The 15,193-nt window shown below is 53.4% G+C and carries 14 protein-coding genes; 7 read left to right on the forward strand and 7 right to left on the reverse strand.

What is annotated here, in order from left to right; translation table 11 throughout:
• The first annotated feature begins 2 nt into the window (after nt 1-2).
• The 4 genes from pqiA to rmf all read left to right on the forward strand — a co-directional run bounded on the left by pqiA (nt 3) and on the right by rmf (nt 3,886).
• Nucleotides 3-1,262: a membrane integrity-associated transporter subunit PqiA gene (pqiA, locus tag ACLGE8_RS21145; RefSeq protein WP_411001020.1), complete on the forward strand. Its 1,260-nt coding sequence runs from the start codon at nt 3-5 to the stop codon at nt 1,260-1,262.
• Nucleotides 1,263-1,266: 4 nt separating this feature from the next.
• On the forward strand, nt 1,267-2,904 hold the full coding sequence (gene pqiB, locus ACLGE8_RS21150) for an intermembrane transport protein PqiB (protein WP_185666542.1): 1,638 nt from the start codon (nt 1,267-1,269) through the stop codon (nt 2,902-2,904).
• Nucleotides 2,904-3,458 (forward strand): membrane integrity-associated transporter subunit PqiC, encoded by a 555-nt coding sequence (gene pqiC / locus ACLGE8_RS21155; protein ID WP_411001022.1) that lies wholly within the window; start codon nt 2,904-2,906, stop codon nt 3,456-3,458. The genes pqiB and pqiC overlap by 1 nt, the downstream gene beginning before the upstream one ends.
• A 260-nt stretch (nt 3,459-3,718) precedes the next feature.
• Nucleotides 3,719-3,886, forward strand: coding sequence for a ribosome modulation factor (gene rmf / locus ACLGE8_RS21160; RefSeq protein ID WP_035892402.1), 168 nt, complete (start codon nt 3,719-3,721; stop codon nt 3,884-3,886).
• Between the two features lie 97 nt (nt 3,887-3,983).
• On the opposite strand, the gene fabA is transcribed toward rmf, so the two are convergent.
• A complete protein-coding gene (gene fabA / locus ACLGE8_RS21165) occupies nt 3,984-4,502 on the reverse strand; it encodes a bifunctional 3-hydroxydecanoyl-ACP dehydratase/trans-2-decenoyl-ACP isomerase (RefSeq protein ID WP_185666540.1) in 519 nt (172 codons plus the stop codon).
• Between the two features lie 69 nt (nt 4,503-4,571).
• Nucleotides 4,572-6,332 carry an AAA family ATPase gene (locus ACLGE8_RS21170; protein ID WP_411001025.1) on the reverse strand — a complete coding sequence of 587 codons (1,761 nt, stop codon included), beginning with the start codon at nt 6,330-6,332 and terminating at the stop codon, nt 4,572-4,574.
• 184 nt (nt 6,333-6,516) lie between these two features.
• Between ACLGE8_RS21170 and matP the strand changes: the two genes are divergently transcribed.
• Nucleotides 6,517-6,972, forward strand: a complete 456-nt coding sequence (gene matP, locus ACLGE8_RS21175) for a macrodomain Ter protein MatP (RefSeq protein WP_333495765.1) — start codon at nt 6,517-6,519, stop codon at nt 6,970-6,972.
• Nucleotides 6,973-7,056: 84 nt separating this feature from the next.
• Here the strand turns inward: matP and ompA are convergent, their stop codons facing one another.
• Nucleotides 7,057-8,112 (reverse strand): porin OmpA, encoded by a 1,056-nt coding sequence (gene ompA, locus ACLGE8_RS21180; RefSeq protein WP_411001027.1) that lies wholly within the window; start codon nt 8,110-8,112, stop codon nt 7,057-7,059.
• Between the two features lie 354 nt (nt 8,113-8,466).
• Nucleotides 8,467-8,976 (reverse strand): SOS-induced cell division inhibitor SulA, encoded by a 510-nt coding sequence (sulA, locus tag ACLGE8_RS21185; protein ID WP_411001029.1) that lies wholly within the window; start codon nt 8,974-8,976, stop codon nt 8,467-8,469.
• Nucleotides 8,977-9,194: 218 nt separating this feature from the next.
• Here sulA and ACLGE8_RS21190 point away from each other — a divergent pair, with 218 nt between their 5' ends.
• On the forward strand, nt 9,195-9,812 hold the full coding sequence (locus ACLGE8_RS21190) for a TfoX/Sxy family DNA transformation protein (protein ID WP_411001031.1): 618 nt from the start codon (nt 9,195-9,197) through the stop codon (nt 9,810-9,812).
• Here the strand turns inward: ACLGE8_RS21190 and yccS are convergent.
• Nucleotides 9,802-11,928, reverse strand: coding sequence for a YccS family putative transporter (yccS, locus tag ACLGE8_RS21195; RefSeq protein WP_411001033.1), 2,127 nt, complete (start codon nt 11,926-11,928; stop codon nt 9,802-9,804). The two genes, ACLGE8_RS21190 and yccS, sit on opposite strands and share 11 nt — an antisense overlap.
• A gap of 18 nt (nt 11,929-11,946) precedes the next feature.
• Entirely contained in the window at nt 11,947-12,393 is a 447-nt protein-coding gene (locus ACLGE8_RS21200; RefSeq protein ID WP_411001035.1) for a YccF domain-containing protein, read from the reverse strand.
• A gap of 122 nt (nt 12,394-12,515) precedes the next feature.
• Between ACLGE8_RS21200 and helD the strand changes: the two genes are divergently transcribed.
• Complete coding sequence (gene helD, locus ACLGE8_RS21205) at nt 12,516-14,570, forward strand: DNA helicase IV (protein ID WP_411001037.1); 2,055 nt, start codon at nt 12,516-12,518, stop codon at nt 14,568-14,570.
• Between the two features lie 43 nt (nt 14,571-14,613).
• On the opposite strand, the gene mgsA is transcribed toward helD, so the two are convergent.
• Nucleotides 14,614-15,072: a methylglyoxal synthase gene (gene mgsA, locus ACLGE8_RS21210; protein WP_185666531.1), complete on the reverse strand. Its 459-nt coding sequence runs from the start codon at nt 15,070-15,072 to the stop codon at nt 14,614-14,616.
• Between the last annotated feature and the right edge of the window lie 121 nt (nt 15,073-15,193).

Genomic DNA, 15,193 nt, shown 5'->3' on the forward strand with positions numbered 1-15,193 from the left:
TCATGTGCGAACAACATCATGCTGCACAGCATATCCTATGTCCACAATGTGACATGCTGGTGGCGTTGCCGCACCTGGAGCACCGACATAAGGCCACCTGCCCACGCTGTGGTACAACGCTGACCACCGCGTGGGACGAGCCTCGGCGGCGTCCGACGGCCTATGTGCTGGTTGCGCTCTTTATGCTGCTGCTGGCCAATCTGTTTCCGTTTATCAGCATGAACGTAGCGGGGGTTAACAGTGAGATTGAGCTGCTGGAAATCCCGAGCGTCATGTTTTCTGAAAACTACGCTAGCCTCGGCACCTTCTTCCTGCTGTTTGTACAGCTGGTGCCGGCATTCTGTCTGATTACCATTCTGCTGTTGGTTAACCAGGTGCGCATGCCGCACCGGCTTAAGGCGATTCTGGCGCGTATTCTCTTTACCCTGAAAACCTGGGGCATGGCGGAAATCTTCCTTGCCGGGGTGCTGGTAAGCTTTGTGAAGCTGATGGCGTACGGCGATATCGGCGTTGGCAGCAGCTTCCTGCCCTGGTGTCTTTTCTGTCTATTGCAACTGCGAACCTTCCAGTGCGTGGACCGTCGCTGGCTGTGGGACGACATCGCGCCGATGCCCAAACTTGAACAGCCGCTGAAACCTGGCGTCACCGGTATTCGTCAGGGGTTGCGCTCCTGCGCCTGCTGTACGGCGATTTTACCTGCTGACCAGCTTGAGTGTCCGCGTTGTCACAGCAAAGGTCATGTCCGACGTAAAAACAGTCTGCAGTGGACGATGGCGCTGCTGGTGACGTCAATCATGCTTTATCTTCCGGCCAATATCCTGCCAATCATGATAACCGACCTGCTAGGCGACAAAATGCCGTCGACTATCCTGGCTGGGGTGGTATTGCTCTGGAGCGAAGGGTCGTATCCAGTGGCGATGGTCATTTTCCTCGCCAGTATTATGGTGCCGACGCTGAAGATGATCGCCATCGCCTGGCTGTGCCTGGATGCCAACGGCATGAAACGCAAACACCGGGACAGCGAACGTATGCACCTGATCTACGAAGTGGTGGAATTTGTTGGCCGCTGGTCGATGATCGACGTCTTTGTTATTGCGGTACTTTCGGCCCTGGTGCGTATTGGGGGCCTAATGAATATCTATCCGGCGATTGGCGCGCTGATGTTTGCGCTGGTCGTCATAATGACCATGTTCTCGGCAATGACGTTTGATCCGCGACTTTCGTGGGATCGGGAACCTGAATCAAACCATGAGGAGTCGTAAAAGCATGGAAACCAAGAGTGGGGAGGCGAAGGTGCAGAAAGTGAAAAACTGGTCTCCCGTTTGGATCTTCCCGATCGTAACGGCGCTGATTGGTGCCTGGATCTTATTTTACCACTACAGCCATCAGGGGCCGGAGGTGACGCTTATCACCACCAACGCTGAAGGTATTGAGGGTGGTAAAACGACGATCAAAAGCCGCAGCGTTGACGTTGGGATTGTCGAAAGCACTACGCTGACCGACGATCTAACGCACGTGGAAATTAAAGCGCGACTGAATTCCGGCATGGAAAAGCTGCTGCATAAAGACTCGGTATTCTGGGTCGTGAAGCCGCAGATTGGCCGTGAAGGCATCAGCGGGCTAGGTACGCTGCTGTCGGGCGCCTATATCGAACTGCAGCCGGGTTCTAAAGGTTCTGAACTGAACAGCTATCAGTTACTGGATTCACCGCCGCTGGCACCACCTGATGCGAAGGGCATTCGTGTGCTGCTTGATAGTAAGAAAGCAGGGCAGCTCAGTCCGGGCGACCCGGTGCTGTTCCGTGGCTACCGCGTGGGGTCCGTTGAGACGAGTACTTTTGATCCGCAGAGCCGCACTATCAGTTATCAGTTGTTTATCAGCGCGCCAAACGATCGACTGGTGACCAGCAACGTACGTTTCTGGAAGGACAGCGGTGTAGCGGTTGATCTGACCTCCGCTGGGATGCGCGTAGAAATGGGCTCGCTGTCGACGCTTTTTAGCGGTGGCGTCAGCTTTGACGTTCCGGAAGGTGTGGAACTGGGCCAGCCGATAGCCGAGAAAACGGAATTTAAGCTGTATGACGATCAAAAGAGTATTCAGGACTCGCTCTATACTCAGCACATCGACTATCTGATGTTCTTCAAAGATTCTGTACGTGGGCTGCAGCCCGGTGCTCCGGTCGAATTCCGCGGCATTCGCCTTGGTACCGTAGCGCAGGTACCTTATTTTGTGCCGGGTCTACGCCAGGCATTGAACGATGACTATCGTATCCCCGTGATGATCCGCATTGAACCAGAGCGTCTGGCGAGCGAACTCGGAGAAAAACCTGACGTAGGGGCCCATTTAACTGGCCTTATTCAACGTGGCCTGCGTGGTGCGTTAAAAACGGGTAACCTGGTAACCGGTGCACTTTACGTGGATCTTGATTTCTATCCAAAAGAGAAACCGGTTAAAGAGATGCCTGAGTTTGGTGGTCATCAGATTATCCCAACCGTCAGCGGTGGCCTGGCGCAGATCCAGCAGCGACTGATGGATACGCTCGATAAGATCAACAATCTGCCGCTAACGCCGATGGTTGAACAGGCAACGAACACGCTGAGTGAAAGCCAGAACACGATGCGACGCCTGCAGACGACGCTGGATAATCTGAACAAGATAACCGCCAGCCAGTCCGCTCAGCAGCTACCTGCCGATATGCAGAAAACGCTGCGTGAGCTAAACCGCAGCATGCAGGGCTTCCAGCCGGGTTCCGCTGCCTACAACAAGATGGTGGGCGACATGCAGCGTCTGGATCAGGTTCTGCGTGAGTTGCAGCCGGTGCTGAAAACGTTGAATGAGAAGAGTAACGCGCTGGTGTTCGAAGCGAAGGATAAAAAAGATCCAGAGCCTAAGAGGGCGAAATAATGAAAAAGTGGTTAGTACTGGCTGCAGTCTGCCTGTTGGCAGCCTGCAGCAGCACGGAAAATAAAACCTACTACCAACTGCCGCAGGCAACGGGCACGGTACAGAACAGCGCCAGCGCAAATCAGCGCCTGCTGTGGGTGGAACAGGTCAGTATCCCTGACTTTCTCGCCGGCAGCGGCGTGGTCTACCAGACCAGCGACGTACAGTATGTGATTGCCAGCAATAACCTGTGGGCGAGCCCGCTGGACCAGCAGCTACGCACAACGCTGGTGGCGAACCTCAGTAACCAGCTGCCGGACTGGGTGGTCTCCTCTCAGCCACTAGGCAGTGACCAGGATACGCTTAATGTCTCGGTAAATGGTTTCCACGGTCGTTACGATGGCAAAGTTATCGTAAGTGGGGAATGGCTGCTTAATCATCAGGGCCAGCTGACTAAGCGTCCGTTCCATATCGAACTGGCGCAGCAGCAGGACGGCTATGACGCCATGGTGAAAGTGCTGGCGCAGGCCTGGAGCCAGGAAGCGACCTCGATAGCGCAGACCATCAATCGGTAACCATAAGTAGAATTAATTGTTCTAAAGACCGCCGACGGTGCAAAACCTCGGCGGTTTTTTTATCTCTACGCTCAATTGCTTACTTAACCCACTTCACATTTTTTGTACAAATGTTCTTCTGAGTAGCTCACAAATATGACATTGGTATGAATTCTGCGCATTGACGGGGGAATGGTTTAGCGGTATTCGTATTATGTGGCTGCACACTTTGTAACCACTGTTTTCTTTTCCACCAGACCAAGATATGAGGGAAACGAGGCATGAAGAGACAAAAACGAGATCGCCTGGAGCGGGCACATCAGCGTGGGTATCAGGCCGGGATTACCGGACGACCAAAAGAAATGTGTCCATACCAGACCATTAACCAGAGGTCTTACTGGCTGGGAGGCTGGCGAGAAGCCATGGAGGACAGGGCGGTAGTCGCCTGACACTGTCTCTTTAAAAAGAAACCTCCGCACTGCGGAGGTTTCGCCTTTAGATTCACAACGCTACTCTATCGTCAGTTCCTTCTGACGACAAACAGCATCAGAATGCAGAAGTGTCCTGGAACAGGCCCACTTTCAGGTCGTTAGCGGTATAGATCAGACGACCATCAACCAGCACTTCACCATCCGCCAGACCCATGATCAGACGACGGTTAACAATACGCTTGAAGTGAATACGGTAGGTCACTTTCTTCGCGGTTGGCAGAACCTGACCGGTGAATTTAACTTCACCCACACCGAGCGCACGGCCTTTGCCTTCGCCACCCAGCCAGCCGAGGTAGAAACCAACTAACTGCCACATTGCATCCAGACCCAGGCAGCCTGGCATCACTGGATCGCCGATAAAGTGGCAACCAAAGAACCACAGGTCAGGATTGATATCGAGCTCAGCTTCAACATAACCCTTGTCAAAGTTGCCGCCGGTTTCGGTCATTGAAATGACACGATCCATCATCAGCATGCTAGGAGCTGGCAACTGCGGGCCTTTAGCGCCAAACAGTTCACCGCGACCAGAGGCAAGAAGGTCTTCTTTTGTATAGGATTCGCGTTTATCTACCATGTTTTCAGTAAGCCTTATTTTGAGTTCGGGACGCAGGATAGCTAACACGTGTACGCTGAACAAGTCCGATCAGTTGGAAGCTGAACGATTTAACCAGCGTAACGGCCACGGATAGCGGTAGCGAGGCTCCTGCTGCGTAGCTTGTGCAATGCGTTCCTGAATAGTTTGCAACAGCGTCTGTCCTTCACCGTCCCAGTTCAATTGCATGAGAAGCGGTAGTGCATCGGTCACATCATCAATAGCCCAGATGGAGAATTCTCCGGCCTCTACCGCTTCCTGCACCTCGGTTGCGAGGCTCAGGTGGCGAACGTTAGCGGAAGGGATAATCACCCCCTGCTTGCCGCTCAGGCCGCGCTGAGCGCAGATAGCAAAGAAACCTTCGATTTTTTCATTCAGGCCGCCAACCGGCTGGGCGCGACCAAACTGATCGACAGAGCCAGTCATGGCAATGCTTTGGTTAATCGGCACGTTCGCCAGGGCGCTGATGAGCGCACAGAGCTCGGCCATGGAAGCGCTGTCGCCGTCGACTTCACTGTAAGATTGTTCAAAGGTGATGGAGGCAGAGAACGGCAGTTGTTGTTCCAGATCCAGCTCGGCCATTAAGAAGGCCTGCATTAACATCATCCCTTTGGCGTGAATATTGCCACCGAGTTCGGCTTTACGTTCGACGTCGGTAAACTCGCCGTCGCCGATGTGCACTACGCAGCTAATGCGTGAGGGCTCACCGAATGGGCGAGGGTGACCAGGGAAATCAATGACTGACAGGGCGTTGATCTGACCGATGCATTCGCCTTCGGTTTCAATCAGGATCTGTTCCAGTAGAATTTCGTCCTGCATACGCTCTGCCAGGAACCCTTCACGCCACTGGCGCTGTACCAGCATCGTTTTCAGCTGTTCGGCATTGATAGTACTGTTGGTGGTAAACGGTGAGGCTTCACGTAGCTGACGGCTAATCCACTGCGGGCAGAGTGGCATCACTTCCTGGTCGCCGGTGTAACGGGCGCCTTCCTGCATCAGAAGCGGCCAGGCGTCGGCTGCAAGCCCTGGCAGCGATTTCTCACGTGCCACCCCGGAGACCCACTGACACCATTGTCTGAGTGCTTCTTCGTCCGTCAGTTGCAGGCTATCTTCAAACTCGCTGTACAGCGAGGATTCAGCCAGTTCAGGCTCCATCTCCTGGAAATCCGCCAGCGATTCACGCTCACCGACAAGCATGACCTTAAGCGTTAACGGCATAGAAGGGATGCTCACCGGTAGCGGGCGCGCATCGTCAAAGGTCAGCCAGTCGAAGCGCTGTTGAGTGACGATGTTTTTTAAGCGCATCCACAGAATGGGCTGCGACATTAGCGTGCGCAAAGAGAGGATCAGAATGCCGCCGTTGGCCTGATGAACCAGACCAGGCTGCAGGCTGATTTCGCCATTAAACTGACGAACACAGCCAAAAAGTTGTTCTGCTTCGACCCAGTCAGCAAAAATGATGGGGCAGCGGCTTGCGAAGTTGTCATCTGCGCTACGGGCAGGCTGTACGGTGACTTTGCCACCGATAGCCTGATAATCAACGCCCGTCAGAGCGGATTCATCGCTATTGCGCAGTGAGAGGGCCGTTTGCGAGAGCAGCTGCAGGTACTCTTTTTCTTCTGGTGCTTTGACCAGCAAGAACGGGGAGATCCCCTGTGGATGCAGAAACTGCTCCAGCGCGTAGTGTAAACGAGCCTGGAGTTCGCTGAATAATGCGTCGTTTTCTGAGGCTAAATCAGGCTGGGCAAATAGCGCCTGGTATGCTTCAGTCGCGGGGGCGAGAAAGCGCCGGGAAAGAGTATTTATAGTCAATGTCGCTATTTTTAGTCAGATGTAAAGTGCGTGATTATACCTGATGCCGTTGGGAAGCTCACGGAGAATAGGGAAGTATCTTTGGGCGTCAGCCTTATCCGTATCACAGTTGCAGATTTCTTCTCAGCACATTGAGGAAAAACTGTTATCCTGAAAAGAGTTACACGGTCACACTGAGATCGCAATGAAATATCAACAACTGGAAAATCTTGAAAGCGGCTGGAAGTGGAAATATCTGGTGAAAAAGCACCGGGAAGGTGAGTCCATTACCCGTTACATTGAAGCCAGCGCCGCGCAAGAGGCTGTCGATGTTTTGCTGAAACTGGAAAATGAACCGGTTCTGGTGAATGGCTGGATTGCTCAGCACATGAACCCGCAGCTGGTGAACCGTATGAAGCAGACGATTCGCGCACGCCGTAAACGTCATTTTAACGCCGAGCACCAGCACACCCGTAAGAAATCTATCGATCTGGAATTCGTTGTCTGGCAGCGTTTAGCAGGGCTTGCACAGCGCCGGGGTAAAACCTTGTCTGAAACGGTTGTTCAGCTTATTGAAGATGCCGAGAATAAAGAGAAGTATGCGACAAAGATGTCCAGCCTGAAACAGGATCTGGAGGCGATGCTGGGCAAAGAGAAGTAGGCGATACCGCTGCTTTAACGCCGGTTGCGACAGATTCAGACCAAAAAAAACCCCGCAGAGCGGGGTTTTTTATTAGACGAGAACTTAAGCCTGAGGCTGAGTTACAACGTCTTTGCTACCTTTAACTTCGATCTCTACGCGACGATCTGGTGCCAGGCAGTCGATCAGCGCAGCTTTAGCTTTCACGCCGTCACAGGTGTTGCCAGTAACTGGGTTAGATTTGCCCATGCCACGTGCAGAGATTTTGTCAGCTGGGATACCTTTAGATACCAGGTAATCAACAACGGACTGTGCACGTTTTTCGGACAGACCCTGGTTGTAAGCGTCAGAACCGATACGGTCGGTGAAGCCCAGAACCACTACGGAACCTTCTTTAGGATCCAGGTTGCTCAGCTGGGAGTACATCTGATCCAGAGCCTGCTTACCTTCTGGTTTCAGAGTTGCTTTGTTGAAGTTGAACAGAACGTCAGACTTCAGGGTGAAGTGTTTGGTCTGTACTTCTGGAGCTGGAGCCGGAGCTGGAGCGATTACTGGAGCTGCTGCATCCTGCTGGCCGAAGCGGTAGGAAACGCCTACGCTCAGCATGCCGTTGTCAGGACGTACGCCAACGCTGTTTGCGTCGCCGATGTTGTTAACCCACTGGTATTCCAGACGGGTAGCGATGTCACGAGTAACAGCCCACTCAACGCCGCCAGCGAATACTGGGGAAACGCCGGTGTCGTGGTTGTCACCACCGAGTTTGTTGCTGGAATCAGCACGCCATACCATGCCACCCAGACGGGTATAGATGTCCAGGTCGTCGGTTACTGGGTAGCCCAGTTTAGCGGTCAGCTGTACGCCCTGAGCTTTCAGTGCGCCATTGTTTTCGCTGCCGGTGTATTTCATACGGCCCAGCCAGTCGTAGCCCATTTCGAAGCCAACGTACGGGTTAACCTGATAGCCACCGAACGCGCCTGCGCCCAGCTGACTTTCATGGGTAGAACCGTTGTTGTTCAGGGAGCTGTTGTACCAGCCGGTGTCATGGAACTGGGACCAACCCAGTTTACCGCCCGCGTACCAGGTGTTGTCTTGCGGAGCGGCCTGCGCTACGGAAGCGAAGCCTGCCAGTGCCACTGCAATCGCGATAGCTGTCTTTTTCATTTTTTGCGCCTCGTTATCATCCAAAATTTGCCATGAAGTTCTAAATAGACTCACGGTTAAATCCTTCCACCGGGGGCGTGGCTTAATAAAATACTCAGCAGATAACTGCGGTTAAGCTTGAGCACCCCTGGCGATGTAAAGTCTACAACGTCGTTCGAAACTTACAAGTGTGAACTCCGTCAGGCTTATGAAAAAAAAAGAGTTGTATATGCAATATTTAACAAATGTGTCGAAAAATTAATCGATATAAAATACCGCGAACCGCACCAGACAAGCGTTCTGTCTAAAATCATCCGTAAAATCGCGAAGATAAAAAAACTGCAAAAAAAATCCCAGGAATAATCCTAATTTCACTCAATGATACAAATTTGAGTGAATTTTTAGCCCATTAAATTGTCCTGTTGAGTGAGAGGAAGACTGAACTGGTCGCATAATGAGCACCATCGCGTTCCCTTCTTCCGCAGCATGCTGTAATCGAGCATGTTCTTCTGCTGATAATTCATCCGTCAGCCAGCCGATAACCACGCTATAATTTCCAGTCCGGGATGCCCGAACCATAGAATCAAGCATGTCGTATGAGGACATCTGGCGCAGTTGCATGACTTTCGTGAGCGGTAGACCGGATGACTGTACCCACTCGCGGCTTAACTTTTGTTGCGGCGTTAGCCAAAGCTGCCAGCGGGACTGCTGACCAAGCTGCTGCAGCAATGGTAAGAGTAATAGCTGCGCCATCATTGGCTGATCTTCCCGATAAAGAACTTCGCTGATTAAAGCCGCAGACGGCGCTTTTACAGAGGTAAAAGTATGGGAAGCGGTAGTGGTTGCCGCGGCAGAAGAACGATTTACAACACCAGAAGTATACATAGTTAATCCAGCCCTGTGGGTTACTGTATGAATATACAGTACTACCCCGAAGATTAAAGATCAACCTCATTTTCTGAAAGCAACTCGCAAAAATGCACTCTAAATGCCTCCGATGGCAAATTCACCTTGCCGCGCCGAAAGAACGCGCCTATGTTGCTTATTATGTCTTCCATTAATTAATTTAATGCTTCCATGTCCATGATTATTAAGGATTAATCATGAAGAAAATATCGTATAAACGGATTTATCAGTCCCAGGAATACTTTTCGCTGTTGGGCAAAATCAAGTCACGGGCGCTGTTCGGCGGCTACACCCTTGCCGTCAACAATGCGGTGTTTGCAATGGTTTCTGAAGGGGAACTGTACCTGAGAATGTGTGAGGAGAGCGCGCAATACCAGGCCAAGCATTCGCCTACATTATTAACGTTACGCAAAAGAGGATGTTCACAGCAGTTAAAATATTTCCACGTCGACAGTATGCTTTGGGCCGATCAGCCGACGTTATTACAGCTTGGGCAGTTCTCGCTGGCTGACGCTCGACGTGAGAAAATCCGGAAGGGGCCGCAGAGGATAAAAGATCTTCCCAATCTCTCTTTTCATATGGAGCTGTTGCTGAGTGAAGCGGGCATTAAGGATGTTCGAATGCTACAGCAGATAGGTGCGGAAGAGACGTGGTTAGCGCTTCGTCGCATTCGCAAACAGATCAGTATTAATGTGCTGTTTTCATTGGAAGGGGCGATTGTTGGCGTTCATGCCGCCACGCTCCCGGCGCAGCGGCGCCAGGAGTTGCTGGAATGGGCATTAGCCAATGCCCATTCAACTGATCTTATGCCATAACCTGCTTTTGCAGGCGGCAGATTTCAGGTAACAACGAAATCATCAGGCCGATTTGTTGCAACACTAATGGCTCTTTGCTGTCTGGGCGAGGATCGAGATGTTGGATTCGCGCTGCTAAGTCGCTTAATGCCTGCTGCACCCGTTCCTCATCGGAAGGCTGGTGATGCAGGGCATCGTCGACGTAGCATACCGCATCGTCCAGAAGAGCCAGTATTTCCGCCGTAGCCAGCTTCTCCCTGTGGGCTCCCAGGGCGGAAATATAGCTGGTGAGGGTATGGTTCAGGCACAGTAAACGAAACGCCGTTTCCCGCATTTCGGCTGTCACTCTCGGTTCGCTCGACATATTAGAGACCACGGAAGCTAACTCGGCATCGCGATTATGGGCATCTCGTCGCGCGATTCGATAGGCTAGCCGGTTATCGCGCCCCTGGTGGTATTGTTCAAGAATCGCATCCAGATAGCGGCAGTTGGCATCCACGGCGCGCTCCAGCACGCGAGGAAGGTTGCGGAACTTCCAGTCAGGCCAGATAAAGCTGACGGCGACCCATGCTATACCGCAGCCAATCAACGTATCCACCACGCGCGGCAGCGCCACTTCAAAGCCCTCACCGAGCAGATTAAAACACAGCAGTACCAATAACGTGATAAACATCGTGGCGTGGGCATACTGAACGTTGCGAAACGCAAAGAACAGAACGCCGGTGACCACAATCAGCGCCAATTGGCCCTCAAGCGAAGGTACCAGCCATAGAATCGGCAGCCCAAGCGCCACGCCGACTAACGTACCGATAATACGCAGCGCCAGGCGGTGACGGGTGGCGTTATAGTTGGGCTGACAGACAAACAGGCTGGTGAGCAAGATCCAGTAGCCATGCTCTAAACCGGTGAACTGAATAAACGCATAGCCTGCGCACAGCACCAGCGACATACGCACCGCGTGACGAAAAAGCGCCGACTCCGGCGACATATTGCGGCTCAGGCGTGAGCGAATGTCGGCAAAACCGTGCAGGCTATCGTCCGCCAACAGAGTTTCCGTCTCGCTTTTCGCCTGCGACTGCAGTTGTTCTGACTCGATGGTCGCCAACTGCGCATCAATGGCGCGCAGGTTGTTGAGTAAAAAACCGAGCGCTTTCATCTGTTCCGGCGCGGTGCCGCTGGCGCGAACGCGGTCTAATGCGGCATCCAGATGGGAAAATGCGCGCTCAAACCGGGCATCGTGCTGGTAGGGCGTGCGCAGCAAAATGGCTTTCGCCAGATCCTGACAAGCCATCGACTGCATGGAGAGCAGTCGTTGGAAGCGGAACATCACGTCGCTATAGCGGAACGTATCGCGCAGTGCCTGATACTGGATATGCGATGAACTGGCGCGCTCATGAATATCCTGAGCAACAAAATAGTAGTGCAGCGTTCGACGAGTGCTGCGCTGCCCGCGGTCACCACGCAGACGCGTTAATAAAGAAGCCTTAGTCTGGTTGAGCGTTGCCATTAGCTGCCCATTCGCTAGCGCCAATTCATACAGCGGCGCCTGGTCTTTATCATCCAGGTCCGGGTCAAACAGGCGTGACTTCAGCTCAAGATAGCGGGAAAGCTGTTCATAGCTGCGGGCGAGGTTATCCTGCAACGGACGGATAGGAAAAATCAGGTGGCCGGTTAGCGTCAGCACGTTATACCAGACGGCACCGGCAATCAGCAGCAGTGGTTGTTGATACCAATGCGCATAAAGCGACACACCAAGCATGGTATAAATGGCAATCAGCAGCGCGCCAAAGGCGATGGTTGCATAGCGCTGCCCCAGGCCGCCGAGCAGAATAAAACCGATGGTCGAAATGGTTAAACCCAGAGCAAACATCCACGGCCACGGAAACAACAGTTCGACCGATGCGGAAGCGATAAAGAAGCAGATCAGGGTGATCACCAGGTTGCGCAGTCGCCCGGTGAGTCTGTCATCAAGGTCGGTCAGCGCAGCGGCAACCACACCCAGGGTTAGCGGGATGGTAAGTTTGGCATCGCCCAGCCACCAGGGTAGCGCGGTCGTGCCGACGAGCGCGATAAAGATTCTGGCGTTGTAGAGCCAGGTACTGTTCCATGTATAGCGGCGAAGCAACGGGCTTAGCATAGCGATTAGTCGTCCTGATTACTGAAAACGGCGGCGCGCATTGGCTTCACGTGCCGCTCGTGCTACTTCCACTGGCACCACACGTCGGCCTACCGGCCAAAGGGCTATGGCGGCAATTTTAAAGTTAGCGATACCGACAGGGATACCAATAATAGTAACGCACTGGGCTATCCCAGCGACGATATGCGTCAGGCACAGCCACCAGCCAAACAGCACGAACCAGACGATATTCAGCACGGTTCCGCCCGCGTTCATCACACCGCTTTTGGCGGCGGGGTCCAGTTCGTCAACATGAACGGCTTCGTTACCGTAAGGCAATAACGACAGTTTGGTTATTTCCCAGCAGGAGCGTGTGAGCGGAAGCGTGATAACCAGGATGATGCTGACCAACGTCGCAAATAGCCAGCCCAGCGTTGTCAGAAATCCACCTAACACAAAATTCAAAATATTCAGAACTGTACGCATAAATCCCCTGTGCTGCGTTGTGAATAATAAGACCTGATGATTGTAACGTTTTTTTGCGCTGGAGCACCTATTCTCTGGCGGTTACACTGTGAGGTATCGAAAAAGTCAGGATTCGACACAACATGGAATTAAAAGCAACGACGCTGGGCAAGCGCATGGCGCAGCACCCTTACGACCGGGTTGAGATCCTCAATGCGGGTGTCAGAGTTTCCGGCCCTCAACATGAATATCTCATTCCTTTCAACCAACTCCTTGCGATTAACTGCAAGCGTGGTCTGGTGTGGGGGGAGCTGGAGTTTGTGTTGTCTGAGGATAAAGTTGTGCGCCTGCATGGAACCGAATGGGGGGAGACGCAGCGCTTCCACCGTCATTTAAGCAGCCTCTGGCAACAGTGGGGCGTGGAAATGAGCGAAATCGCAGCCGAACTGCTCGAAAAGCAGTTGGCGATTATCGCCGGCAGTAGCGTGGAAACGCAGTGGCTCACCCGTCAGCAGGCGAAAAAGATACGCGAGCAGATTATGCAGGCGCTGGAAGGCTTGCCGCTGCCGACCGATCGTCTTGAGGCGTTCGATAACTGCCGCGAGCCGTGGCGGCAGTGTCAGGCATGGCTCGCGGATAAAGAGAGCGGCCGCGCACTGCATAATCAGCGTTATACCGATGCAATGCTCGAGCAGTACCACGAATTCTTCGAGCAGATAGAGTCATCGCCGCTAAATGCCTCCCAGGCCAGAGCGGTGGTTAACGGTGAGCGCTCGCTGCTGGTGCTGGCGGGGGCCGGCAGCGGTAAAACTTCCGTGCTGGTCGCACGCGCGGGCTGGCTGCTGGCGCGTGGTGAAGCTTCTGCCGAGCAAATTCTGCTGTTGGCTTTTGGCCGTAAAGCGGCGCAGGAGATGGATGAACGCCTGCAAACGCGTCTGCATACCGATGCTATCACCGCGCGAACTTTCCACGCGCTGGCGCTGCATATTATTCAGCAGGGCAGCAAGAAAGTTCCCGTGGTCAGCAAACTGGAGAATGACGCGACTGCTCGTTATACGCTGTTTACCCAGTGCTGGCAGCAGCAGTGTCGGGAGAAAAAAGCCCAGGCCAAGGGCTGGCGACTGTGGCTCCAGGATGAACTGGGCTGGGACGTTGCCGAGGGTAATTTCTGGGAAGATGAGAAGATCATCAAGCGCATGGGAAGTCGCCTTGATCGCTGGGTCAGCCTGATGCGTATGCACGGCGGCTCTCAGGCGGAGATGATTGCCGGCGCGCCGGAAGAAGTGCGCGATCTGTTTGGCAAACGCGTCAAGCTGATGGCTCCGCTGCTGAAAGCGTGGAAAACGGCGCTGAAAGAAGAAAACGCCGTCGACTTCTCCGGGCTTATCCATCAGGCCATCAATATTCTGGAAAAAGGGCGTTTTGTCAGCCCGTGGAAGCATATTCTGATCGATGAATTCCAGGATATCTCCCCGCAACGAGCCGCTCTGCTGGCGGCGCTGCGCAAACAGAATTCGCATACTTCGCTCTATGCGGTGGGCGATGACTGGCAGGCTATCTATCGCTTTAGCGGCGCGCAACTATCGCTGACGACCGCTTTTAATCACTATTTTGGTGAAGGCGATAACTGTGCGCTCGACACCACTTACCGTTTCAACGGCCGTATTGGTGAAATTGCCAATCGCTTTATTCAGCAGAACCCGCATCAGTTGAGTAAACCCCTCAACAGCCTGACGGCGGGTGACAAAAATGCGGTGACGTTGCTGGAGGACGATAAGCTCGATGCGCTGTTCGATAAGCTCAGCGGCTATGCCACCGAGGAGCAGCGGATTCTGGTGCTGGCGCGCTATCACCATCTAAAACCGGCTGCGCTGGAAAAAGCGGTGACCCGCTGGCCGAAACTGAATATCGACTTTATGACCGTTCATGCCAGTAAGGGCCAGCAGGCGGATTACGTTATCGTGCTGGGATTACAGGAAGGGTTTGATGGTTTCCCGGCCCCCGCGCGGGAATCGATTATGGAACAGGCGCTGCTGCCTGCGCCGGAAGATTTCCCGGATGCCGAAGAACGTCGTTTGCTCTACGTGGCTATCACTCGCGCACGTCTTCGCGTCTGGCTACTGTTTAATGCTAAACAGCCGTCACCGTTCGTCGACATTTTGCAGCAGCTATCGGTGCCGGTGGCACGTAAACCGTAAGATAAGCCGGAGTCGCTGTCGTGACTCCGGGATTAGCGGATGCTTATTTCAGGCGTTCGGAGAGGTAGCGCTGATAGTCAGGGATCAGAATATCGACCGGCTCGCTGAAGTTCGGTGACTGGATAATAAAGTCGGCGGTGGACGCATTGGTGGCAACCGGAATGTTCCAGACGGTTGCCAGGCGCAGCAGCGCCTTAACGTCCGGGTCGTGCGGTACGGCGTTGAGCGGGTCCCAGAAGAAGATCAGAACGTCGATTTTACCTTCAGAAATCAGTGCGCCAACCTGCTGATCGCCGCCCATCGGGCCGCTCAGCATGGCTTTCACTTCCAGACCGGTGGCGCGTTGCACCAGGTTACCGGTGGTGCCGGTGGCGGACAGCGTATGCTGCGCCAGGCAATCCCGGTGGCGCTGCACCCATTTCATCAGCATATCTTTGCAGTGGTCGTGTGCCACCAGAGCAATGTGTTTACGCGCCGGTAAGGTGCGGGTCGTCAATTCCATAAAGCCATTCCCTAAGTGTGTAATCCAGACAGATTACTGCAAGCAAATCAGCCTGCAAGCTCTGAATAGCAAAAATTTGACGCGCGACATCAGCGTGCTCGCGTACACTTAATCTATTAGC

This window comes from Kluyvera sp. 142486 (genome assembly GCF_046569695.1).
GTDB lineage: Bacteria > Pseudomonadota > Gammaproteobacteria > Enterobacterales > Enterobacteriaceae > Kluyvera.